Below are 21,152 nucleotides of genomic sequence, written 5' to 3'. Positions count from 1 at the left end.
GCGATTTGTGATGGAGTTCATCGCGCCGTTGGATGCGCTGTTCCTGCTCGCGGAATCCCGTGAGCACCCGATGCATGTGGGCTCACTGCAATTGTTCGAGCCGCCCGAGGACGCGGGGCCGGACTATCTGCGCGAGTTCCGCGAAACCCTGCTCGCCGACAACACCTGCAGGCCGACCTTCCGCAAGCGGCCTGCCACCTGGCTCGGCGCGCCGCAGCTGGCCTGGACCCAGGACCACGAGGTCGACCTGGACTATCACGTCCAGCGCAGCGCGTTACCCGCGCCGGGCCGGATGGGTCAGCTGCTCGACCACGCCTCGAAGTTGCACAGCGCCCTGCTCGACCGGCATCGCCCGATGTGGGAGCTGCATTTCGTCGAGGGCCTTGCCGACGGCCGGTTCGCGCTGTACTCGAAGATGCACCACTCGCTGATCGACGGCGTGTCCGCGCAGCGGCTGCTGCGGCGCACACTCACCACCGATCCGTTCGCGACCGAGATCAAGACGCCGTGGAACCTGCCGCGCAAGCAGTGCGCGGACCGACCGCGCGAACACCGATCCCGGCTGGGCGGCCTGCTCGGCAACCTCGGCTCGGCGGGTTCGTCGACCGCGGCGCTGATGCGGGCGACCCGCACCGGCCTGCTGCAGCAGCAGCTGACGCTGCCGTTCGAGGCGCCGCGCACGCTGTTCAACGTGCCGATCGGCGGTGCGCGCAAGTGCGTGGTGCGCACCTGGTCGATGGACCGGGTCAAGCAGGTGAAGAAGGCGACCGGCACCACCGTCAACGATGTGGTGCTGGCGATGTCGGCGGGCGCGCTGCGCGCCTACCTGCTCGAACGCGATGCCCTGCCGGACAAGCCGATGATCGCGATGGTGCCGATGTCGCTGCGCGACGAGGACGACACCGACACCCAGGGCGTGAAGATCGCGGCGTTGCTGTGCAATCTGGGCACCGATATCGCCGATCCGCTGGAGCGGCTGCGGGTGGTGAGCGAGTCGACGCGGCGCAACAAGGAGGTCTACCGCTCGCTGACGCCCGCCCAGACCCTCGCGGTCGCCGGGGTGATGCTGAGCCCGATGGCGGCGATGCTGCTGCCCGGTTTCGCCTCGATGGCGACACCGCCGTTCAACATCGTCATCTCGAATGTGCCGGGCGCGCGTGAGCCGCTGTACTGGAACGGGTCGCGGCTGGACGCGAGCTACCCGCTGTCGATCCCGCTGGACGGCCAGGCCGTCAACATCACCCTCACTTCCAACGGCGACAACCTCGATTTCGGCTTGGTCGGCTGCCGCCGCACCCTGCCCGACCTGCATCGACTGCTCGATCACCTGGAGGATTCACTGACCGAGCTGGAGGCCGCAGCCAACTAGAACGTGTTACAGTTCGGTATGCGTACCGAATTCTGCGAACAACTCGGCATCGAGTTCCCCATCTTCGCCTTCACTCACTGCCGCGATGTCGTGGCAGCGGTGAGCAACGCGGGCGGACTCGGCGTGCTCGGCGCCGTCGGCTTCACCGCCGAACAGCTCGAAGTGGAGCTGGCCTGGCTCGACGAGCACGTCAACGGCATCTACGGCGTCGACCTGGTCATCCCGTCGAAGTACGAGGGCAAGGGCGTCGAAGGCCTGACCCCCGAGCAGCTGGAAAAGCAGCTGGCGCAGATGGTGCCGCAGGGTCACCGCGACTTCGCCCAGAAGATCCTGGCCGACCACGGCGTGCCCGCGCTGCCCGACGGTGAGCACCACAACGAGCTGCTGGGCTGGACCGCGACCACCGCGGGCCCGCAGGTCGACGTGATCCTGAATCACCCGAAGGCGAAGCTGGTCGCGAACGCGCTCGGCACTCCGCCCGAGGACGTCGTCAAGCGCATCCAGGACTCCGGCCGGGTGATCGGCGCGCTCTGCGGTTCGGTCAAGCACGCGATGAACCACAAGGCGGCCGGGCTGGACTTCGTGGTGTGCCAGGGCACCGAGGGCGGCGGGCACTGTGGCGAGGTGTCCTCGCTGGTGCTGTGGCCGCAGGTCATCGAGGCCATCGGCGATACGCCGGTGCTGGCCGCCGGTGGTATCGGCAACGGCGCGCAGGTCGCGGCGGCGCTGGCGATGGGCGCGGCGGGCGCGTGGACCGGCTCGCTGTGGCTGACCGTCGAGGAGGCCAATGTGCCGCCCGCGCAGATGGACACCTACCTCGAGGCCACGAGCAACGACACCATTCGCTCGCGCTCCTGGACCGGCAAGCCCTGCCGCATGCTGCGCAACGACTGGACCGACGCGTGGGAGGACGCCGAGAACCCCGACCCGCTGCCGATGCCGCTGCAGATGATGGTCGCCCTCGACGGCGTCAAGCGCGGGCATCGCTACCCCGAGGCGGCCAAGGACGTGAACTTCAACCCGGTCGGCCAGGTCGTCGGCATGATGAACAAGATCGAGCGCAGCGCCGATGTGGTCAATCGGCTGGTCGAGGAGTACGTCACCGCGTACGACCGGCTGACCAAGCTCAACGGCTGATCCACCGCCGCCGACCTGCGCGGCCGTCCCCGCCGAAATCCGACCCAGACAGCTGGTCCGGTCCGTTCAGGCGGTGGCGGCCGCGGATTCCACCGGCGTGGCGCCGACGAGTTCGTCGAAGCGGGCGATCACCTTCTCGTGATACAGCGCGAACAGGTCCTCGAACAGGGCGAGCTGGGCCTCGGTCGGCGCCGACTCGGCATCCCACACCGCCAGCAGCGCCCGCCAGACGAGCACGTGCAGATCCGGCGCCACCGCGAAGTAGGCGGCGATCGCCTCCGGCACCTCCACGACCATGTCGGCCACCGAATTCAGCACGGCGCGTTGCATGCTCATCCCGAGGACACCGAGCAGCTTGCGCAAGAGGGCGATCTCGGCGGCGATGATGCGCACGTGATCGGGCACGGACTGGCGGGCCATCGCCTCCAGCTCGTCGACGGCGGCGGCGAGCTCGGCCGGGTCGAGCACCTTCTCCGCCTCGGTGTAGCCGAGCAGTGCCTCCAGCACGATGCCGCGCTCCACCTCGACGATGTCGGTGAACATCTCGGCGGCGACGTCGGGCGCGGTGACGGAGAACCGGAACAGATGCCGGTAGACATCCATCCCGCCCTCTTCCCTGACGTCGCGGATCGTGAAGCCCTTGCCGCGACGAGCCTCGACGAAGCCGTAGGACTCGAGTCTGCCGAGGGTGAGTTGCGCGGTGGCGCGGTTCATCCCGAACTCGTCGGCGACCTGGCGGACCGACGGCATCAGCTCGCCGGGCCGGTATTCGCCGGTGGCTACCCGGCGTGCCAACTCGTCGGCGACGTCGGCGACCACCGTCCGGGATCCCATCGAAACAACACCTCTCGGTCATCATCCGGCTACGTCCCAGACAGTTTATGCGCAGAATCCCCACCCCGCACGCACCAGCGGGCGCTGTGGGACGGTTCACGTCGTGCGGCCGATCATGGCGGAGAACCAACCGACCGGCCCGATCGGCAATCCATCGGCAATCCACCCATGGCCTTGCTGCCGACAAAGAACCGGCGGAAACATCGTGGCACAGCGCCTGACGTGGATCAGACAGCGTTGCGCACCACCATCTTTGAATACGCGGGCAACTGGACAGCTAATCAATGATTCCGGCGGCGCGGCTCAGATCATCTCCTTCTCGCCCATCCAGCGCATGATCGGCCAGCCGAGGAGGACGGGGATCCAGCAGGTCAGGACGCGGTAGAGCAGTACGGAGGGCACCGCGATCTCGGCGGGCACGCCGAAGGCCGCGAGACCACCGATCAGCGCGGCCTCGACCGCGCCGACGCCGCCGGGTGTCGGCGCGGCCGAGGCGAGCGTGCCGCCGATCATGGTGACGATGGTGACGGCGACGAAATCCGTACCACCGCCGAAGGCTTCGACACTCACCCACAGCACGAACGCCTTACCGAGGGTGATCGCACCGCAGCCGCCGACGATCAGCGAGAACCGGATCGGGTCGCGGGCCAGGTCGGCGAGTTCGCCGAGGACTTCCTTCAACTGCGGGCGCACCGATTGATTCACCCAGCGGCGCAGTTTCGGCACGAACATGAACGCGCCGATCAGCCCGACACCGACGCCGGCCGCCAGATACAGCACTGTCGCGCCGGGCACGATGTGGGCGAGGTTGGTCGAGGTTCCCGCCACCACACTGAAGACGACCAGCAGCACGAGGTGGGTGATCACCTGCACCGACTGCTGCAGCGCCACCGCGGCGGTGGCGCGCATGGTCGTCATGCCCGCCTGCTGCAGGAAGCGCACGCTCAGCGCCAGGCCGCCGACGCCGGCGGGGGTCGTCGTCGCGACGAAGGTGTTGGCCAGCTGTTCCAGGAACAGGTAGCGCATCTTGACCACCCAGTCCGCGCACGCGCCGAGCGCGACCGCGGCGGCGACGTAGGTGAGCGCCGTGATCACCAGGCCGAGCAGCGCCCACCACCAGTTCAGCGTGCGCAGCTGACTGAAGAAGGTCGGCACCTGGCTGAAGAACGGGTAGGCCACGTAGACCAGCGCGAACAACAGCACCAGCTGGATGATCTGGTTGCGGGTGAAGCGGGTGAGCTGCGCGGACTTGATGCGGTCGTGCCCGGTCTGCTCGCGAATCTCCTCGCGCGCGGTGGCCATCACCTTGGTCCAGTCGGGCACCGACTTGCGGATGCCGGTCGGCATGGCCGATTTCGTGAGCCGCCTCGCCGCGGTGACGACGGCGCTCTCCCCGAGCACCTCGATCGCCGCCGACACGGCTTCGTGTTTGCCGTACAGCGAGGTCGTGGTGACCAGCAGCTGGGCGATGTCGGTCTGCCGTTGCGCCTCGGAGGCGCCGAACTCGGCGGCAACGAAGCCGCCGAACAGCGTGTCACCCTGGTGGACTCGCACATTGCCGGGCTGCAGGTCACCGTGGCTGATCTGGCTTTCGTGCAACCGCAGCAACGAACGCCACACCCCGGGCAGCACCTGCGCCGACAGCTTCTGGATCGGGGCACCATGGGGAACGGTGTGCGCGTACAGCATCCAGCCGCGGTCCAGGCCTGCCACGGCGACCTGCCTGCAGTCGGCCATGCCGACGTCGCCGATCGCGATGCCGAGCAACGCCCGATGTTCCACCGCCCGGTGCATCGACCCGTGCAGCGGCGCGGTTTCGCTGGACCGGAAGGTGATCCAGCGCCACAGCTGTTTGACCGCGCCGAAGCTGCGCTGGTTCTTGCCGTACATCTCGACGACGAGCTCGGACTCCGGGCCGTCGACCTCCGTCGCGAGCAGCAGCGGACCGCGCCCGGCGGGCCGGTCGACCCGGAACGCGCGCACGGTGTAGCCGCGCCGGGCCAGCACCCGGACCGCCGCCTCCAGCGGCACCTCGAGCGCGGGCGTGCCGACCAGCCACACGATCACCGCGCCGACCAGCCAGCCGACCACCAGCCCGAGCATCGCCCTGGCAGGCACCACGGAGCTGACCGCCAGGTGGATGGGTGCGAACATCAACAGCAGGAACCACATCCAGCGCCGCGGCCGTACCGGTAGCCACGGGCTGGAGACGGTGAGCATCGCGGCCAGCATCGCGATCCAGCGTGGGTCGTCGAGGAACTGCGCGAGGAAGGTGTCGAATCGGTCCGGTGCGGGCAGATGCCATTTCGGCGTCGAGATGCCCGCCCCGGTGATCGAGAGCGCCAGCGCGGCGAACAGACCCGCGGCCGCGTATCCCGCGAGCAGCTTCCACTGCGTGCGCACCACCAGTTCGATCAGGATGGCGAACGGCAGGGCCAGGATGAGCATTCCGTAGACCAGGTAGATCATGGTGGACTGGTCCGGGCTGAGGAAGTCGACGATATTGGCCACCGCCCGTTCCAGCGCCAGCCACTCCGGCCTGGTGATCAACGAGCCCGCGACCACCACTCCCACCCCGATAGCCGCCAGCACGACCCGGATGATGTCGCTGGTCCGCCGGGTCAGCGGCTGCAGGAGTTTTCCCGTGACCGGGATCTCCCGACCGTCGACTCGCATGAGCCGCACGATACACACCGACACGCCGTCGACCCGCCGTGACATCGCACAGTTTCCGGTCGCCTCCGCCCTGGTGAGGCCGGTCACAGACCGTCACACCGTCGCGTTGTAGCTCGTCCAGGTAGCAGGGAAACACTCGCTCGCCCGGAAGGAACTCTCATGCAGGTTCTGCTCGCAGGCGCCACCGGCGCCATCGGCCGCCCGCTCATCCGCGCGCTGACCGCGAACGGTCACCACGTGTCGGCCGTCGTGCGCAATCCCGACTCCCATCCGCTCGTGCGCGAACTCGGCGCCGAGCCGATCACCGCCGACGTCCTCGACCGCGACGGGCTGCTCCGCGCGCTCGACGGCGCCTCCGCCGATGCCGTGATCCACGAGGCGACCGCGCTGCGCGACGCGAAGGTGCAGCGCCGGATACCGGCCGACGATCCGACCGGTCTGCTGCGCACCGTCGGCACCGCCAATCTGCTCGAGGCCGCCGGGCTGGTCGGCGCCGGCCGCTTCCTCACCCAGTCGCTGATCCTCGGCTACGGCTATCACGATCACGGCGACCGGCCGGTGACCGAGCGCGATCAGTTCGGCGTGTACAACGGCGGCGTTGCCGACGAGGTCGTGCGCGCCACCGTCGCCGGGGAAGATCTGGTGTTCGCGGCGCCGGTCGACGGAATCGCACTGCGGTATGGGCTGTTCTACGGTCCCGGCGCGTTCAGCGATCTGTTCGCCGACATGATGCGCAAGCACAGCCCGGTCGGGCCGCTCGGTTCCGGCGGGGTCAACAGCTGGATCCACGTCGACGATGCCGCCGCCGCGACGGTCGCCGCGCTCGAACGCGGGACGGCGGGGCTGGCGTACAACCTGGCCGACGATACGCCGATCACCTGGCGTGAGTTCTTCGGCGAGGTGTCCCGCAGGCATGGCACGCCGCGGCCGATCCGGTTGCCCGCGTGGATGATCCGGCTGGCTGTGCCCTATATCGGCGCGCTCATGTCGGATACCTCGATGCGGATCTCGAGTGCGCTGGCGCACGAGGAACTGGGGTGGCGGCCGCGGTACGCGAGCGTTGTGGAAGGGCTCGCGGGCTGAGGGTCAGTGCGCGGTGCGCGCGGTGACGGCGGCGCGGTCGTGTCCCGGGATCAGCTCGATGTCCTCGGGCAGCGCGTGCAGGCGGTGCACGGTTTCGAAGGCGGTGTCGCGGTCGTCGTCGAACAGGTCGCCCGGCATCGGCGCCTTCTCCCGCAGCAGCTCGACCTGGAGCGTGCTCCACACCGCGTCACCCGCCAGCAGCACCCGCGATCCGTCGTCGACGGCCAGCAGCACGCCGACGCTGCCCGGTGTGTGCCCGGCCAGGTCGACCAGCAGCACCGAACCGTCGCCGAACAGGTCGTGGCTGCGGGCGAAGGTGAGGACCGGCGGTCCGTCGAGTTCGTAGAGATCGAAGACGCGGCCGCGCAGCGGACCGCGCGCGACGCCGAGCGGGGCGTGCGATCCGCCCATCGCCCAGCGGTATTCGATATCGGGCACCCGGATCGGCACCCAGCCTGGCAGTTCGTACAGCCCGGCGACGTGGTCCCAGTGCAGGTGGGTCGGCAGGACGAAGTCGATGTCGGCGCCGGTCAACGCGTTGGCGGCGAGCACCTCGCTCAGGCCGTGCACCGGCTGCTCCGGCGCGACCAGCAGCGGGACCGGGAACGGCAGCTCGGGCAGCACCCGCTCGTGCACGCCGGCGCAGATCGCCGGGTCGACCAGGAAGGTGGCCGACGGGTGCCGGACCAGGAAGGTCGCCATGGTCAGCGGTGTCGAGCGCAGCGTCCGCACACCCTCGGCGACGATCGCCGTCGGCGCGCTCAGGTCGGCCTGGATCAGCGCCGTGAGCTCGACGGTGTTGTGCGCAGGGGGAAGCGGGGCCGACTCGAGTTCGGCGAGGAAACCGGTGTTCGCCTGGCGCGGCCACAGCAGGCGCGGGACCGTGGCGGCGGCAGCGACACAGCAGGCAAGAAGCGTCGATAACATCGGCCTGCGGTCACCCATAGCTGCCACCGTAGGCGATCGCCCACAACCCGACCACCATGTACTTTTCGGGGAGGGGCGCGCGCATACCGATCACGCAAACAAACGACAACATCCAGCGACTGTCCCGCTAACTCCGGCGACAGCGGCGGATGATGATCCGATGGCAGACCAAATCGTGCAGGTTCAGTGGAAGGAAACGCCGGAGGAACACGACTATCCGGCCGCCGCCGACTATCTCGAGCTGCTCGGCGACACGGTCGTGGTCGAGGCGATCGTGGCCCAACTCCGCAGCGCACCGGTGGTCGTGAAGAAGGCGAAGGACATTCTGCGCGCCTCCCAGCTCGAAGCGCTAACGCCCGACAACCCGCACGTGCGCAAGGACCTGCTCAAGATCAACGAGGGCAAGCGGCTCTCGCCGATCCTGCTGGTGCGCGGTGACTGCCGCAAGAATGTGCCGATGCTGATCGCCGACGGTTACCACCGGGTGTGCGCGCTGTACTTCGCCGACGAGAACGCGGAGATTCCCGCCAAGATCGCCGCGATGCCGTGACCTTCACGACCCTGGCGCTGGTCGTCGCGCTCGGGGTCGCCGGGCCGCTGCTCGCCCTGCCCAGACGGCTGCATCTGCCGGTCATCCTCGGCGAGCTGATCGCCGGGATCATCTTCGGCACCACGGGATTGCGGATCCTCGATGCCGAGGACCCGATCTTCGTCTTCCTCGCCGATATGGGTTTCGCGCTGGTGATGTTCGCGGCGGGCACCCATGTTCCGGTCCGCGATCCGGCCGTGCGCGGCGCGCTGGGCGCCGGGGTGGTGCGGGCCGTGCTGGTCGGGGTCGTCGCGGCGGTCGCGGGCTGGGCGGTGGCGCAGGCCTTCGGCATCGGCCACGGCGCGATCTACGCGGTGCTGATGGCGTCGTCCTCGGCGGCGATGGCGCTGCCGATCATCGACTCGCTGCGGTTGAGCGGACCGCCGGTGCTCGCGCTCACCGCCCAGGTCGCCATCGCCGACACCGCCTGCATCGTGGCATTACCGCTGGTGATCGACCCGGGCAATGCGGCGCGGGCCGCGCTCGGTGCGGTGGTGGTCGCCGCCTGCGCTGGCGTGATGTTCCTGATCCTGCGGTATCTGCAGCAGACGGGTGCGCAGCGGCAGGTGCACGTGGTGTCCGAGGAGCGCAAGTTGACCCTGGAGCTGCGGGTGAGTCTGGTGCTGGTGTTCGCGCTGTGCGGGGTGGCCAACGCGATGCACGTGTCGATCATGCTCGGCGGCTTCGCGGCCGGGCTGGCGGTAGCGGGTGTCGGTGAACCGCGCCGGGTGGCCAAGCAGGTGTTCGCGATCAGCGACGGTCTGCTGGCGCCGTTGTTCTTCGTCTGGCTCGGGGCGCGGCTGGATCTGCGTGAGTTCGGCGAGCATCCGCAGTTCATCCTGCTCGGGCTTGCGCTCGGCCTCGGCGCGGTCGCGGTGCACTGCACAACGCGAGTCATCGGGCAGCCGCTGACCTACGGTGCGCTGGCGGCGGCACAGATCGGGGTGCCGGTCGCCGCGGTGACGGTGGGAAGTCAGCTGGGCGTGCTGGTGCCGGGTGAGGGTTCGGCGATCATGCTGGCCACGCTGTGCACGATCGCGGTCGCGACAATGGCGGCGAGCCGGCTGGCAGCGAAGGCGCCGGTCTAGTCGGAGCGGCCCATCAGCCGATCCGTTTCGCGGCGTTCGCGTTTGGTCGGCCTGCCCGCACCGCGTTCACGCTGCGGGATGGAAGCGAGGACTTCCTTCGGTGGTGGCGGCGGGCTGCGGTCGATCATGCACTGCGCGGCGACCGGTGGTCCGACGCGCTTGTGGATGATCCGCTCCACGACGACGATGCGTTCGACGCCCGCGTGCCGGATCCTGACCTCGTCTCCGAGTTTTACCTGGTGCGCCGGTTTCACGGTCACACCGTTGACACGCACATGCCCGCCACGACAGGCTTCCGCCGCGGCCGAGCGTGTCTTGAACAATCGCACCGCCCAGATCCACGAATCGACGCGGGCCTGGGTGATGGAGCGTTGTTCGGCGGGGCTCACCCCTTAGACGATACGGCGAGCCGTGACGACGTCGTCGGCGCTGAGGTGGGTGTAGGACACCGGGGTGCCCGACTGCACCGCGTTCAGCAGCTGACCGTTGCCCGCGTAGATGCCGACGTGGCCGCCACCGTTCGTGATGACGATGTCACCGGCCTGCAGGTTGTCGAAGGACACCGGCGCGCCGACGTGCGACTGCTCGAAGCTGGTGCGCGGCAGTTCGATACCGGCCTGACGGTAGGCCCACTGCACGAGGCCGGAGCAGTCGAAGCTCGAGGGGCCTGCGGCACCCCAGCTGTAGACGGCGCCGAGCTTGGTCCGCGCTGCGTCGAGCGCGACGTTGCCCGCCGACTGCTGCTGCTGGAACGGGTTGTCGAAGTTGACGCTCGGCAGCTGCGGGGCGGCCTGGCCCTGCGGCGCGACCATCGCCTGAAGCTGCTTCTCCACCTGCTGCGCGGGCTGCTCGAGCTCCGGCGGCAGATCGAAGTTACCGAGGCCGGGAATGTTGATCGTGGCGGCCTGCGAAATCGCGGGCATCGCACCGGTCGTGGCGGCCACCGCACCCAGAACGAGTGCACCCTTGACGGAATTCGGCAGTCGAGAATCCCGCTGCAAGCTGTGTTTACCCACCGAGACGAGTCTCCGATCTTGCTGCTCCACCACCGCGTCGTCGGGATCGCTTGGTGCGACGACTTGTTCGGCGGTGACTCAATGGCGCCGTTTCTCTGACGAAGCGACAGACTCCACTAAGTCACGAGAAGATTACGGCCTGTGATGCAAGCTGTCCAGCGAAGCGCGCAAGTTGTTTTCTCGCATTCGCAAACCCCCAGAACAGGGGGCATTTACCCGGCGTGTCGCCACGCGTAACGGTCCGATCTCCGCACCGGGGGATCGTTATCAGCCGCGGCTGGCGAGCCGTCGCTCCAGTTCCTCGATGCGCGAGCGCGCGTCGGCCAGGTCGACTTCCAGCCTGCCGAGCGCGATCACCAGCGGCCCGATCGCCAGGTCGGCGATCGCCTCTGGATCGTCGTATCCGGCATTGATGGTGGCGAGCACGCCGCGCCGGATGGTATCGGCAAGGAACGCGCCCGCAGGCAGCTCCCAGCCGGCGACGATCTCCGCGGTGGAGGCCACCTCGGGCTCGGCGTCGTAACCATCGCGCCGGGATTCCTCGACCATGCCGCTCCGTCCCCGTTCCGCTCGTCTTACGTTCGCTAGCAGTATCTAGGACACAGCCCAGAGTTACCGAGATTCTGCCGTGCCGACGCGCTACGGTTGTCCGGCATGGACCCCGTGCGCAATCCCTACGCCCCCGGCGCCGGCCAACGTCCACCCGAATTGGCCGGGCGCGACAAGCAACTCGCCGCCTTCGACATCGTGCTCGAGCGCGTCGCCAGGGGCAGGCCGGAGCGCAGCGTGATGCTCACCGGTTTGCGTGGCGTGGGAAAGACCGTGCTGCTCAACCAGCTTCGCTCGGCCGCGGTCTCGCGCAGCTGGGGCACCGGCAAGATCGAGGCGCGGCCGGATCAGGATCTGCGCAGGCCGCTGTCGTCCGCGCTGCACATGGCGGTACGCGCGATCGCGATGGCGCATCGCAATCCCGAGCACGTCGACGACTTCCTCGGCATCCTCAAGGCCTTCGCTTTGCGCGCCACCGCCGACAAGGGCATGCGCGAACGCTGGCAGCCCGGCATCGACGTGCCCGCGGTGACCGGGCGCGCCGATTCCGGCGATATCGAGATCGACCTGATCGAGCTGTTCAAGGAGGCCGCGGCGCTGGCGGCCGCCATCGGCGTCGGAATCGGCATCTTCATCGACGAGATGCAGGATCTGGGCCCGGCCGACGTGTCCGCGATCTGCGGCGCCTGCCACGAGCTCAGCCAGGACGCCGCGCCGCTGATCGTCGTGGGCGCGGGCCTGCCGCATCTGCCCGCGGTGCTCTCGGCGTCCAAGAGCTACTCGGAGCGGCTGTTCAGTTATCACCGCATCGATCGGCTCGACCGGGAGTCGGCGGACCTCGCGCTGATCGCCCCCGCCGAGCGCGAAGAGGTGAAGTTCACCGAGGAAGCCCTCGACTCGCTCTATCTGAAGGCCGACGGCTACCCGTATTTCGTGCAGGCCTACGGCAAGGCGGCCTGGGATCAGGCGCCGGAGAGCCCGATCACCGCCGAGGACGTCGAGGTGGCCTCGCCGACGGCCGAGGAGGAACTGGCGGTCGGCTTCTTCGGTTCCCGCTATGAGCGCGCCACGCCCGCCGAGCGCGAGTACATGCGCGCGATGGCCGACCTCGCCGGCGACGACGGCCCGGTGGCAACGTCGGCGGTGGCCGCCGAACTCGGCCGCAAGCCCGCCTCGGTCTCCCCCGCGCGCGACGGCCTGATCAAGAAGGGCCTGATCTACTCGGCCGAACGCGGCACGATCGGCTTCACGGTCCCCCACTTCGGCCGCTACCTCCGAAGCGTTTAGCTCTCTTCGGCTATCTAACCCTTCTACTAGATATGCCGATACGGACCTCACGGGCTGCGTCCGCAGGTTGATCTACAGATTTCTAGCAATAGCGCTAGAAAGCCGAAGAGTCTCCTTGATAACGACCGGAGCCCGTCCGGATTCGGTTGCGCATCAGCTGGATAACGCGAGGATTCGCGGGCTAACGGCCCGGAAATCTGATTCGAAAATCTCCGTACAGGACCACCACGCCACACGCCCCGACCCCGAGGAGGGGCCCGCCGCGCAGCGGCGGGTTCGCGGCCGTCCCGCTGATCAGGCGTCATGGCGCAGGCGACGAAGGAGCAAGCCATGGCGCCTGATCAGCGGGACCCAAGGGGCCGCGAACTCGAGCGCGCCAGCGCTCCGATGAACACAGTCCGACGCGCGACCGTCACCGCCGACGACGGCGTGCCGATCGCGGTCCGCACCTTCGGCGCCGACGACGCGACGCTGACCGTCGTCTTCGTCCACGGCCACTGCCTGCACACCGAATCCTGGGCGATCCTGCGCGAACAGCTGCTCCAGCACTGGGACGCCGGGACCAGGATGGTGTTCTACGACCACCGCGGCCACGGCGAATCCGGGCACGCCCACCACACGACCTACACGATCGACCAGCTCGCGACCGACCTCGACGCCGTGCTGCGCGCGATCGCGCCGGCCGGGCCGGTCGTACTGGTCGGCCATTCGATGGGCGCGATGGTGCTGCTGGCCTACGCCCGGCTGTTCCCGGCGGCGATCGGCGAACGGGTCGCCGGGATCGGGTTGATCGCAGGCGCGGCGGGCGGGATCACCGAGGTCGGCCTCGGCAGGCTGCTCAACCGGCACGCCGTCGCCTCGCTCCAGCGGGCCGTCGTGCACGCGCCGCGGGTGATGCAGGCGTCGAAGCGCTTCTCGCGCTGGATCTTCGGGCCGCTGATCCGGGAGGCGAGCGCGGGGACCAGGCGGGTGAACCCGCGGGTCGCCGCGATCGCGACCGCGGTACTCAACGAGACGCCGCTGCTGACCATGTCGGGTTTCCTGAGCTCGCTGCTGACCTTCGACGAGGCGCACACCCTGCCGAGACTGAGCGAGCTGCCCACCTTGGTGCTGGCGGGCTCGGCCGACCTGATGGTGCCGTTCACGCACTCGGTGGTGCTCGCCTCCCAGCTGGCAGGCGCCGAGCTGGTGCGGATCGAGGGCGCGGGGCACAGCGTCATCCTCGAGTGCGCCGAGGAGGTCGCCCACTCGATCGCCACGCTGGTCGAGCGCGCCGCCGCTGGTGTCCACAAGCACTACGCCGTCGCGGGCTGAGCCCAGGAGTTACCGGACGGCAACCGCGTAATCCGACCCAACTTCGGGCGCAAACCGAAAAGCTCGGTTATTGTGGTAGAGATCACGTTGTGTGGTGAGTCACACGGCTCGGTGCAGTGCGGCCCGGGAGTTCACGGGCGTGCCAGGTGATCCGACGAGTCGGTATGCCCGCCATATACACAGGAGGTAACGATGACACGCAGCGATATCGCGGAACTGCGCTACGCGGTCGGCCAACTCCGGCAATCGATCGGCGCACTGCGCTCCAACTACGGCGACGCGGCCACCGTGCGCAGGCTGGAGAACGACCTCGAGCGGCTCGTCATCGATGCCGAGGAGTTCGAGCAGGCGCCACCGCCGGAGCTCGCCACCCCGCGCAGGGCGGAACCGATCTATGTCCCGGACAGCAAGTCCGACGAGGCCGCCTGGATGGGCGCGCAGGACGAGGGGCTCGGTTTCCACTCCCGGCCGCGAACCAAGTAAAGACCTGTTCACCGGCGCGGCGGTCCTGCCACCCAGGGTCGCCGCGCCGACCCCTGTCCGGACCCGGCGCGATCCTGTCTGTGACAGAGATCACCACGGCCGGTAACGGGCGGTTGTGGGAGACCCGGCTCGAGCGGCGATAACACAGGCGTATGGTGCTCCACATCACAATCCATCGCGGTGGGGAATGATCAACCGCCGCACGGCCTAGATCAGCGAGGCATCCACCGTGAGTGCCGCACCGACCACCACCCCGCCGTCCGGCACGGGCGTCTTCAGCAAGACGAGAGCCCGCATCGCCGCGCGCACCCTGCGCACCGACCGGTGGTGGCTGCCACCCCTGCTCACCGCAATCGGCCTGGCCGCCTTCGTCGGCTACGCGACGATCAGATCGTTTGTGCGCACGGCCTATTGGGTGCCGCAGTACCACTATCTGACGCCGTTCTACTCCCCGTGCCTGAGCGATTCCTGCGCACCGGGCTCGAGCCACTTCGGCACCCCGTTCGGCGAACTCCCGATGTGGATCCCGCTCGGCTTCGTCGTGCTGCCGTTCCTGCTCGGCTTCCGGCTGACCTGCTACTACTACCGCAAGGCCTACTACCGGTCGGTGTGGTTCTCCCCGCCCGCCTGCGCGGTCGCCGAACCGCACGGGCGCTACACCGGTGAATCGCGGCTCCCGCTGATCATCCAGAACTCGCACCGCTACTTCTTCTATGTCGCGGTGGTGGTCTCGCTGATCAACACCTACGACGCGATCTACGCATTCCACGGCGACACCGGCGGTTTCGGCTTCGGTCTCGGCAACATCGTGCTGCTGGTCAACGTCATCCTGCTGTGGGCCTACACCCTGTCGTGCCATTCGTGCAGGCACATCGCGGGCGGCAGGCTCAAGCACTTCTCCGCGCATCCGGTGCGGTACTGGTTCTGGACCCAGGTCTCCAAGCTCAACACCCGCCACATGGCACTGGCCTGGACCACCCTCGGCACCCTCGCGCTCACCGACTTCTACGTGATGTTGGTTGCGAGCCAGACCATTTCGGACCTGCGGTTCGTCAACTGATTTCGCGTCGACTCGAGGAGCTTCATCGACATGCCAGAAGTGGAACAGCACGACTACGACGTCGTGGTGATCGGGGCGGGCGGCGCCGGCTTGCGTGCCGTCATCGAGGCAAGGGAGCAGGGGCTCTCGGTCGCGGTGGTGTGTAAGTCGTTGTTCGGCAAGGCGCACACCGTGATGGCCGAGGGCGGCTGCGCGGCCTCGATGGGCAATGCCAACGAGAAGGACAACTGGCAGACCCATTTCAAGGACACCATGCGTGGTGGCAAGTTCCTCAACAACTGGCGGATGGCCGAACTGCACGCGCGGGAAGCACCCGACCGGGTGTGGGAGCTGGAAACCTATGGCGCGCTGTTCGATCGGACGCCGGACGGGCGGATCAGCCAGCGCAACTTCGGCGGCCACACCTACCCGCGCCTGGCCCACGTCGGCGACCGCACCGGCCTCGAGCTCATCCGCACCATGCAGCAGAAGATCGTGTCGCTGCAGCAGGAGGACCACGCGGCCACCGGCGACTACGAGGCCAGGATCAAGGTTTTCGCCGAGTGCACGATCACCGAACTGCTCACCGACAACGGCCGCATCGCAGGCGCGTTCGGGTATTGGCGTGAGTCGGGCGGGCTGGTGCTGTTCAAGGCGCCCGCGATCGTGCTCGCCACCGGCGGCATCGGCAAGTCCTACAAGGTGACCTCGAATTCCTGGGAGTACACCGGCGACGGGCACGCGCTGGCGCTGCGCTCGGGCGCGACGCTGATCAATATGGAATTCCTGCAGTTCCATCCGACCGGGATGGTCTGGCCGCCGAGCGTGAAGGGCATCCTGGTCACCGAGGGCGTGCGCGGTGACGGTGGCGTGCTGAAGAATTCCGACGGCAAGCGGTTCATGTTCGACTACATCCCGCCGGTGTTCAAGGGCCAGTACGCCGAGACCGAGGCCGAGGCCGATCAGTGGTTGCGCGACAACGATTCCGCGCGCCGCACCCCCGACCTGCTCCCCCGCGACGAGGTCGCCAGGGCGATCAACGAGGAGGTCAAGGCCGGGCGCGGCACCGAACACGGTGGCGTCTACCTGGATATCGCCTCCCGCATGCCCGCCGACGAGATCGTGCGCAGGTTGCCGTCGATGCATCACCAGTTCAAGGAACTGGCCGACGTCGACATCACCGCCGAACCGATGGAGGTCGGCCCGACCTGTCACTACGTGATGGGCGGTATCGAGGTCGACCCCGATACCGGCGCGGCCGTTGTCCCCGGATTGTTCGCCGCCGGTGAGTGTTCCGGCGGCATGCACGGCTCGAACCGGCTCGGCGGCAACTCGCTGTCGGACCTGCTGGTGTTCGGCAGGCGGGCCGGGCTCGGCGCGTCGGCCTACGTCAAGCAGCTCACCGAGCGGCCCGCCCCGGCCGATGCCGACATCGCGGGCGCCGCGAAAACCGCACTGGCACCGTTCGATCCACCCACCGTAGGTCCCGGCGAGAACCCCTACACCCTGCACAGCGAGTTGCAGCAGACGATGAACGACCTGGTCGGCATCATCCGCAAGGAACACGAGGTGCGCGAGGCGATCAAGAAGCTGGCGCAGCTGCGCGCCCGATACGCCGATGTCAGGGTGGAAGGGCGGCGGCAGTTCAATCCCGGCTGGCACCTGGCGCTCGACCTGGCCAACATGCTGCTGGTCAGCGAATGCGTGGCCGAGGCCGCGCTGCTGCGCACCGAGAGCCGCGGCGGGCACACCCGCGACGACCACCCCGGCATGAACCCGGACTGGCGCAACAAACTGCTGGTCTGCGCGATCGACCCGGCCACGGCGGGGCAGCAGATGCCGGCGATCACGGTCACCCCGGCCGATCAGACGCCGATGCGCGAGGACCTGCTCGCCCTGTTCGAACTGACCGAACTCGAGAAGTACTACACCGAGCAGGAATTGGCCGAACATCCGGCCGCGAGCTCGGTCGAGGGAAAGGCGTAGCGATGGGGTACGACGCCCGGTTCCGGGTCTGGCGCGGTGATGTCGACGGCGGCGGTCTCGAGGACTTCACGGTGCTGGTGAACGAGGGCGAAGTGGTGCTCGACATCATCCATCGCCTGCAAGCCACCCAGGCGCCCGATCTCGCGGTGCGCTGGAATTGCAAAGCGGGCAAATGTGGTTCGTGTTCGGCGGAGGTGAACGGCAGGCCACGGTTGCTGTGCATGACGCGAATGTCGACGTTCACCCAGGACGAGGTGATCACGGTGACGCCGATGCGCACCTTCCCGATCATCAAGGACCTCGTCACCGACGTCTCGTTCAATTACGAGAAAGCAAGGGAGATACCGTCTTTCACGCCGCCGGCTGATCTCGCTCCGGGCGACTACCGGATGAAACAGGTCGACGTGGAGCGCTCACAGGAGTTCCGCAAGTGCATCGAGTGCTTCCTGTGCCAGAACACCTGTCATGTGGTGCGTGATCACGAGGACAACAAACAGGCCTTCGCCGGGCCGCGCTATCTGATGCGCATCAGCGAACTGGAGATGCATCCGCTCGACACCGCCGATCGCCGCGAAATGGCGCAGGAGGAAGCGGGTCTGAGCTATTGCAATATCACCAAATGCTGCACCGAGGTCTGCCCGGAACACATCAAGATCACCGACAACGCGTTGATTCCGTTGAAAGAGCGCGTCGTCGATCGCAAATACGACCCGATTGTCTGGCTGGGCAACAAACTGTTCCGGCGGTAGGCAGTTGCGCTGCGGGGTCCGCGCAGGCGAACCCCGCAGCGACTGCTACCTACAACACGGCTACAGTCCCTACCGCGACTAATCCGACCAGTAATCCGATGAACAGCGCCGCGAGCAACGAGCCGGTGAGCACATAGATTCCGACCGACGACACCGCGAAAAGCAGTATCACGATCAGGCGCTCCACTCCGTCCTCAGGCGCCAGCCTCCGGTACCGGGGTGGCATTTTCTTCAACCCTCGGTCCATAATCAAGGGGTTACCCGCCGTGTCTTGATCCAAACGTGATCAAGGACGATCGAACTCGCCGTCGTGAACGCCCGCGGTGAACGCGGTCCATTCGCTCGGCGTGAAGATCAACACCGGTCCGTCGGGGTTTTTACCGTCGCGTAGCGCGACATAGCCGTCGGCGAGCATGGCGACTTCGACGCTGCTGCCCTCCCCCGCGGTGCCAGCCCGCAGCCAGGTGGCGCCGGTGGTGTCGATGGTGCGCTTGCTGTTCACCGTGCGCCCAGTGCGCAGGCGAACGCGCCGTTGTCGATGCCACGGGTGAAGGCGTCCCAGCTCGGTCCGTCGAAGACCAGCGCGGGGCCCGCCGGGTTCTTGCTGTCACGGACGCCGACGCGCCCGCCGTACAGGAACGCGACTTCGACGCAGTCCTTGCCCGCGCCGCTGCGCGTGCTCTTGAACCAGTGTGCGTCGACGAGATCGAAACTCATGCCACATACTCCTTCGCGACCCGCCGCAGCAGGTCTCTACTCGGTTGAATATCCAGCGCATGACGCTGGAGGCACTCGTGAGCCCGGTCGTACCTTCTGACATCCGTGCGTCGTTCGAGGTAGAGATCGCCGGTGAAGCCTTCGGCATACACCACCGGCGGTTCGACCGGTTGCCCCTTGCTGTCGGTGCCGAACTCGAGAACCGTGAAAGGTCCGGTGGAGACTCCGAGTGGAACACCGGCGGCAAACGGCAGGATACGCAGCGCCACATTGCTTCGGGTACTCGTGTCGGCAAGATGTCGCAGCTGCGCAGCCATTACCTTTGCATCACCGACGATGCGATGCAATACCGATTCGTGCAGAACCACATCGATTTCGGCGGGCGAGTGCTTGCGGGTGATCAGCGCCTGCCGTTGCAGCCGCAACGCGACCCGTCGATCGAGCTCGTCGACCGAATCCTTGGGATAGCCCAGATGATTCAGCGCCCGCGCGTAGTCGGCCGTCTGGAGCAGACCGAGGACCAATTCGGACTGATAGGCCCGCAGCCGATGCGCCGATGCCTCCAAACCCACATAGACGTCGAAGTTTTCGGGAATCAGGTCGCCATAGGCGTGCCACCAGCTCTTGACAGCGGCCTGCTGCGCGAGACCGGTCAGCCCTTCGGCGAGATCGTCGGGGATACCGTAGATCCGGCACAGTTCGTGGATGTCGATCGTCCGAATGCGGTCGGCCTGACCCTTTTCCAGTCGCTGTAGTGTGCTGGCGCCCCATTCCATCAACTTGGCCGCCTCGGCGATGGTCAGGCCCGCCTGGGTTCGCCAATCGCGCAGATAGCGCCCGAGCTGGCGGCGCGGCAGCGTCGAGGAGACTCCCGCCGCCGTGCCACCCGTTCCGGTCGATGCGTTCGCTGCCACAGCCCCACTCCTCCTGTGTTCGCAACCCGCCACGACCCATTACCCCGGTCTGGCGGTGGATTTCGTCCACTATGGGGAATCCTGCACTCCCCCGTGGATCTTGTGCTGGGAATTCACGCGAAATATCGGGATCGGCGTGTACTGACCGTTAGCCGGGCGGTTGCGTGCTGTGCTTGGTTCATGCAATTGAGCGATGTGAACATGCATGTTGCCGCTGCACTACTCGGTTGCGGCACCGATCCGGGCCCGATGGACGCCGAACAGGCCCATGCCGCAATGCAATCGCACCTGGACTGCACCGTCGACGAGTGCCGGGTGCGCAGACGGGCGCGCGACACCCTGGTCGACTCGGGGCGATGCGTGCTAGACCAGCGCGCGATCCGTTAGCGGTGCCGGTGATCGGTGATCGGGGTGCGCGGGCCGAACTTCGGCTTGCGCGCCTGGCCGCTGAGCGCGAGCAGCCGGACCGCTCGATAGCGGTGCGGGCGTAGCGGTTCCAGGTACTCGATCATCTCCGCGTCGTCGATCGGGCGGCCGAGCAGGCTCCAGCCGACCACCGCGGCCAGGTGATAGTCGCCGATCGAGAGCGCGTCGGCGTCGCCGAAGGCGCGCTGCGCGGTCTCGGCAACCGTCCAGACACCGATGCCAGGGAGGCTGCGCAACCGTTGCGCGGCCTCGGCGGGCGGCAGGTCGGCGGTGCGCTCGATCGAGTCGGCAACCCTGGCGGCGCGCACGATCGTCTGCGCGCGCTGCGGCCCGACATTGGCCCGGTGGTACTTCCACGACGGGATGTGCCGCCAGGTCTCGGCGTCGGGCGCGACCATCAGACCGGCGGGTGCGGGGCCTGGTGCTTTGGTCCCGTACTCGCGCACCAGGCTCCGCCAGGACGCGAAGGATGCCTTCGTGTGCACCTTCTGTTCGAGGATCGCGGGCACCAGCGACTCGAACACCAGCCCGGTCCGCAGCATGCGCAGGCCCGGTACCACGCGATGCGCTTCGACCAGCTTGGGATGGGCGGGAGCGAAGTCGGCGAGGTCTTCCTCGAGGCAGAGCATCCGGTCCAGGCCTGCCAGGAATTCCTCGGCGCCGGGGCCCCAGGCCCTGGCGTGCGCTCCGTCGCGGCCGTCCTGGGTGAGCCGGTAGGTGACCACGCCGCTCGGCATCCGCGAGGCGTGCCAGTGCGCGCCGTCGGGGCCGATGTGGTGACACGGGTCGCCGCCGCCGCGCCGCAGCGGGATGACGGTCAGCCCGACGTCGAACGGTCTGGTCGACCGGACGGTCCTGGACAGCCCGGCCGTCGACAGGCCGGGGTCGAGGGTCTGATCGCGCACCTGACCATTGTGCGCGCCCGATCCGGCGGCCATGCGGATTCGTAATACTCGCCACTCGCACGGC

23 protein-coding genes are annotated in these 21,152 nt (G+C 67.8%); 12 read left to right on the top strand and 11 right to left on the bottom strand.

Annotated elements, in window-relative coordinates:
* Nucleotides 1-10 precede the first annotated feature (10 nt).
* Nucleotides 11-1,369 carry a WS/DGAT/MGAT family O-acyltransferase gene (locus ACWF82_RS11830; protein WP_452500445.1) on the top strand — a complete coding sequence of 453 codons (1,359 nt, stop codon included), beginning with the start codon at nt 11-13 and terminating at the stop codon, nt 1,367-1,369.
* 18 nt (nt 1,370-1,387) lie between these two features.
* Nucleotides 1,388-2,506 (top strand): NAD(P)H-dependent flavin oxidoreductase, encoded by a 1,119-nt coding sequence (locus ACWF82_RS11825; protein WP_452500443.1) that lies wholly within the window; start codon nt 1,388-1,390, stop codon nt 2,504-2,506.
* 66 nt (nt 2,507-2,572) lie between these two features.
* Here ACWF82_RS11825 and ACWF82_RS11820 read toward each other — a convergent pair whose 3' ends face one another.
* A complete protein-coding gene (locus ACWF82_RS11820) occupies nt 2,573-3,340 on the bottom strand; it encodes a GntR family transcriptional regulator (RefSeq protein ID WP_452500441.1) in 768 nt (255 codons plus the stop codon).
* Between the two features lie 303 nt (nt 3,341-3,643).
* Nucleotides 3,644-6,016 carry a flippase-like domain-containing protein gene (locus ACWF82_RS11815; RefSeq protein ID WP_452500439.1) on the bottom strand — a complete coding sequence of 791 codons (2,373 nt, stop codon included), beginning with the start codon at nt 6,014-6,016 and terminating at the stop codon, nt 3,644-3,646.
* 159 nt (nt 6,017-6,175) lie between these two features.
* Here ACWF82_RS11815 and ACWF82_RS11810 point away from each other — a divergent pair, with 159 nt between their 5' ends.
* Nucleotides 6,176-7,099, top strand: coding sequence for an NAD-dependent epimerase/dehydratase family protein (locus ACWF82_RS11810; protein WP_452500437.1), 924 nt, complete (start codon nt 6,176-6,178; stop codon nt 7,097-7,099).
* A gap of 3 nt (nt 7,100-7,102) precedes the next feature.
* On the opposite strand, the gene ACWF82_RS11805 is transcribed toward ACWF82_RS11810, so the two are convergent.
* A complete protein-coding gene (locus ACWF82_RS11805) occupies nt 7,103-8,044 on the bottom strand; it encodes an MBL fold metallo-hydrolase (RefSeq protein WP_452500436.1) in 942 nt (313 codons plus the stop codon).
* Nucleotides 8,045-8,186: 142 nt separating this feature from the next.
* Between ACWF82_RS11805 and ACWF82_RS11800 the strand changes: the two genes are divergently transcribed.
* A complete protein-coding gene (locus ACWF82_RS11800) occupies nt 8,187-8,576 on the top strand; it encodes a hypothetical protein (protein ID WP_452500434.1) in 390 nt (129 codons plus the stop codon).
* On the top strand, nt 8,573-9,703 hold the full coding sequence (locus ACWF82_RS11795) for a cation:proton antiporter (protein WP_452500432.1): 1,131 nt from the start codon (nt 8,573-8,575) through the stop codon (nt 9,701-9,703). Before ACWF82_RS11800 ends, ACWF82_RS11795 begins: the two co-directional genes overlap by 4 nt.
* Here ACWF82_RS11795 and ACWF82_RS11790 read toward each other — a convergent pair.
* From ACWF82_RS11790 to ACWF82_RS11780, 3 genes are all read right to left on the bottom strand, one after another.
* Nucleotides 9,700-10,092 (bottom strand): RNA-binding S4 domain-containing protein, encoded by a 393-nt coding sequence (locus ACWF82_RS11790; RefSeq protein WP_452500430.1) that lies wholly within the window; start codon nt 10,090-10,092, stop codon nt 9,700-9,702. The two genes, ACWF82_RS11795 and ACWF82_RS11790, sit on opposite strands and share 4 nt — an antisense overlap.
* A gap of 3 nt (nt 10,093-10,095) precedes the next feature.
* Entirely contained in the window at nt 10,096-10,626 is a 531-nt protein-coding gene (locus ACWF82_RS11785) for a C40 family peptidase (protein WP_379306854.1), read from the bottom strand.
* Nucleotides 10,627-10,986: 360 nt separating this feature from the next.
* Nucleotides 10,987-11,268, bottom strand: coding sequence for a hypothetical protein (locus ACWF82_RS11780; protein ID WP_452500429.1), 282 nt, complete (start codon nt 11,266-11,268; stop codon nt 10,987-10,989).
* 105 nt (nt 11,269-11,373) lie between these two features.
* Between ACWF82_RS11780 and ACWF82_RS11775 the strand changes: the two genes are divergently transcribed.
* The 6 genes from ACWF82_RS11775 to ACWF82_RS11750 all read left to right on the top strand — a co-directional run bounded on the left by ACWF82_RS11775 (nt 11,374) and on the right by ACWF82_RS11750 (nt 18,126).
* Nucleotides 11,374-12,555 carry an AAA family ATPase gene (locus ACWF82_RS11775; protein ID WP_452500427.1) on the top strand — a complete coding sequence of 394 codons (1,182 nt, stop codon included), beginning with the start codon at nt 11,374-11,376 and terminating at the stop codon, nt 12,553-12,555.
* 387 nt (nt 12,556-12,942) lie between these two features.
* Complete coding sequence (locus tag ACWF82_RS11770; RefSeq protein ID WP_452500735.1) at nt 12,943-13,869, top strand: alpha/beta fold hydrolase; 927 nt, start codon at nt 12,943-12,945, stop codon at nt 13,867-13,869.
* Between the two features lie 192 nt (nt 13,870-14,061).
* Entirely contained in the window at nt 14,062-14,352 is a 291-nt protein-coding gene (locus ACWF82_RS11765) for a hypothetical protein (protein ID WP_452500425.1), read from the top strand.
* 229 nt (nt 14,353-14,581) lie between these two features.
* Complete coding sequence (locus tag ACWF82_RS11760) at nt 14,582-15,412, top strand: hypothetical protein (protein WP_452500424.1); 831 nt, start codon at nt 14,582-14,584, stop codon at nt 15,410-15,412.
* A gap of 30 nt (nt 15,413-15,442) precedes the next feature.
* Nucleotides 15,443-17,377 (top strand): fumarate reductase/succinate dehydrogenase flavoprotein subunit, encoded by a 1,935-nt coding sequence (locus ACWF82_RS11755; RefSeq protein WP_452500422.1) that lies wholly within the window; start codon nt 15,443-15,445, stop codon nt 17,375-17,377.
* 2 nt (nt 17,378-17,379) lie between these two features.
* Nucleotides 17,380-18,126, top strand: coding sequence for a succinate dehydrogenase/fumarate reductase iron-sulfur subunit (locus ACWF82_RS11750; RefSeq protein ID WP_452500420.1), 747 nt, complete (start codon nt 17,380-17,382; stop codon nt 18,124-18,126).
* Between the two features lie 49 nt (nt 18,127-18,175).
* Here the strand turns inward: ACWF82_RS11750 and ACWF82_RS11745 are convergent, their stop codons facing one another.
* The 4 genes from ACWF82_RS11745 to ACWF82_RS11730 all read right to left on the bottom strand — a co-directional run bounded on the left by ACWF82_RS11745 (nt 18,176) and on the right by ACWF82_RS11730 (nt 19,757).
* Complete coding sequence (locus ACWF82_RS11745) at nt 18,176-18,313, bottom strand: hypothetical protein (RefSeq protein WP_229740032.1); 138 nt, start codon at nt 18,311-18,313, stop codon at nt 18,176-18,178.
* Nucleotides 18,314-18,412: 99 nt separating this feature from the next.
* Nucleotides 18,413-18,628, bottom strand: a complete 216-nt coding sequence (locus ACWF82_RS11740) for a DUF397 domain-containing protein (RefSeq protein WP_452500418.1) — start codon at nt 18,626-18,628, stop codon at nt 18,413-18,415.
* Entirely contained in the window at nt 18,625-18,843 is a 219-nt protein-coding gene (locus tag ACWF82_RS11735) for a DUF397 domain-containing protein (protein WP_189031590.1), read from the bottom strand. Before ACWF82_RS11735 ends, ACWF82_RS11740 begins: the two co-directional genes overlap by 4 nt.
* Nucleotides 18,840-19,757: a helix-turn-helix domain-containing protein gene (locus ACWF82_RS11730; RefSeq protein ID WP_452500416.1), complete on the bottom strand. Its 918-nt coding sequence runs from the start codon at nt 19,755-19,757 to the stop codon at nt 18,840-18,842. Before ACWF82_RS11730 ends, ACWF82_RS11735 begins: the two co-directional genes overlap by 4 nt.
* Nucleotides 19,758-19,937: 180 nt before the next feature.
* Here ACWF82_RS11730 and ACWF82_RS11725 point away from each other — a divergent pair, with 180 nt between their 5' ends.
* Complete coding sequence (locus ACWF82_RS11725; RefSeq protein ID WP_452500414.1) at nt 19,938-20,144, top strand: hypothetical protein; 207 nt, start codon at nt 19,938-19,940, stop codon at nt 20,142-20,144.
* On the opposite strand, the gene ACWF82_RS11720 is transcribed toward ACWF82_RS11725, so the two are convergent.
* Nucleotides 20,141-21,088, bottom strand: a complete 948-nt coding sequence (locus ACWF82_RS11720; RefSeq protein WP_452500412.1) for a DNA-3-methyladenine glycosylase family protein — start codon at nt 21,086-21,088, stop codon at nt 20,141-20,143. The two genes, ACWF82_RS11725 and ACWF82_RS11720, sit on opposite strands and share 4 nt — an antisense overlap.
* Nucleotides 21,089-21,152 lie beyond the last annotated feature (64 nt).

The organism is Nocardia sp. NPDC055053 (assembly GCF_053608285.1).
This window is presented reverse-complemented; position numbering and strand designations above follow the sequence as displayed.

Excerpts from the sequence above, each read along its gene's own strand:
- ACWF82_RS11830 (WP_452500445.1), top strand. The coding sequence starts at position 11 with ATGGAGTTCATCGCGCCGTTGGATGCGCTGTTCCTGCTCGCGGAATCC.
- ACWF82_RS11825 (WP_452500443.1), top strand. The coding sequence starts at position 1,388 with ATGCGTACCGAATTCTGCGAACAACTCGGCATCGAGTTCCCCATCTTC.
- ACWF82_RS11820 (WP_452500441.1), bottom strand. The coding sequence starts at position 3,340 with ATGGGATCCCGGACGGTGGTCGCCGACGTCGCCGACGAGTTGGCACGC.
- ACWF82_RS11815 (WP_452500439.1), bottom strand. The coding sequence starts at position 6,016 with ATGCGAGTCGACGGTCGGGAGATCCCGGTCACGGGAAAACTCCTGCAG.
- ACWF82_RS11810 (WP_452500437.1), top strand. The coding sequence starts at position 6,176 with ATGCAGGTTCTGCTCGCAGGCGCCACCGGCGCCATCGGCCGCCCGCTC.
- ACWF82_RS11805 (WP_452500436.1), bottom strand. The coding sequence starts at position 8,044 with ATGGGTGACCGCAGGCCGATGTTATCGACGCTTCTTGCCTGCTGTGTC.
- ACWF82_RS11800 (WP_452500434.1), top strand. The coding sequence starts at position 8,187 with ATGGCAGACCAAATCGTGCAGGTTCAGTGGAAGGAAACGCCGGAGGAA.
- ACWF82_RS11785 (WP_379306854.1), bottom strand. The coding sequence starts at position 10,626 with ATGCCCGCGATTTCGCAGGCCGCCACGATCAACATTCCCGGCCTCGGT.
- ACWF82_RS11780 (WP_452500429.1), bottom strand. The coding sequence starts at position 11,268 with ATGGTCGAGGAATCCCGGCGCGATGGTTACGACGCCGAGCCCGAGGTG.
- ACWF82_RS11775 (WP_452500427.1), top strand. The coding sequence starts at position 11,374 with ATGGACCCCGTGCGCAATCCCTACGCCCCCGGCGCCGGCCAACGTCCA.
- ACWF82_RS11770 (WP_452500735.1), top strand. The coding sequence starts at position 12,943 with ATGAACACAGTCCGACGCGCGACCGTCACCGCCGACGACGGCGTGCCG.
- ACWF82_RS11765 (WP_452500425.1), top strand. The coding sequence starts at position 14,062 with ATGACACGCAGCGATATCGCGGAACTGCGCTACGCGGTCGGCCAACTC.
- ACWF82_RS11755 (WP_452500422.1), top strand. The coding sequence starts at position 15,443 with ATGCCAGAAGTGGAACAGCACGACTACGACGTCGTGGTGATCGGGGCG.
- ACWF82_RS11750 (WP_452500420.1), top strand. The coding sequence starts at position 17,380 with ATGGGGTACGACGCCCGGTTCCGGGTCTGGCGCGGTGATGTCGACGGC.
- ACWF82_RS11735 (WP_189031590.1), bottom strand. The coding sequence starts at position 18,843 with ATGAGTTTCGATCTCGTCGACGCACACTGGTTCAAGAGCACGCGCAGC.
- ACWF82_RS11725 (WP_452500414.1), top strand. The coding sequence starts at position 19,938 with ATGCAATTGAGCGATGTGAACATGCATGTTGCCGCTGCACTACTCGGT.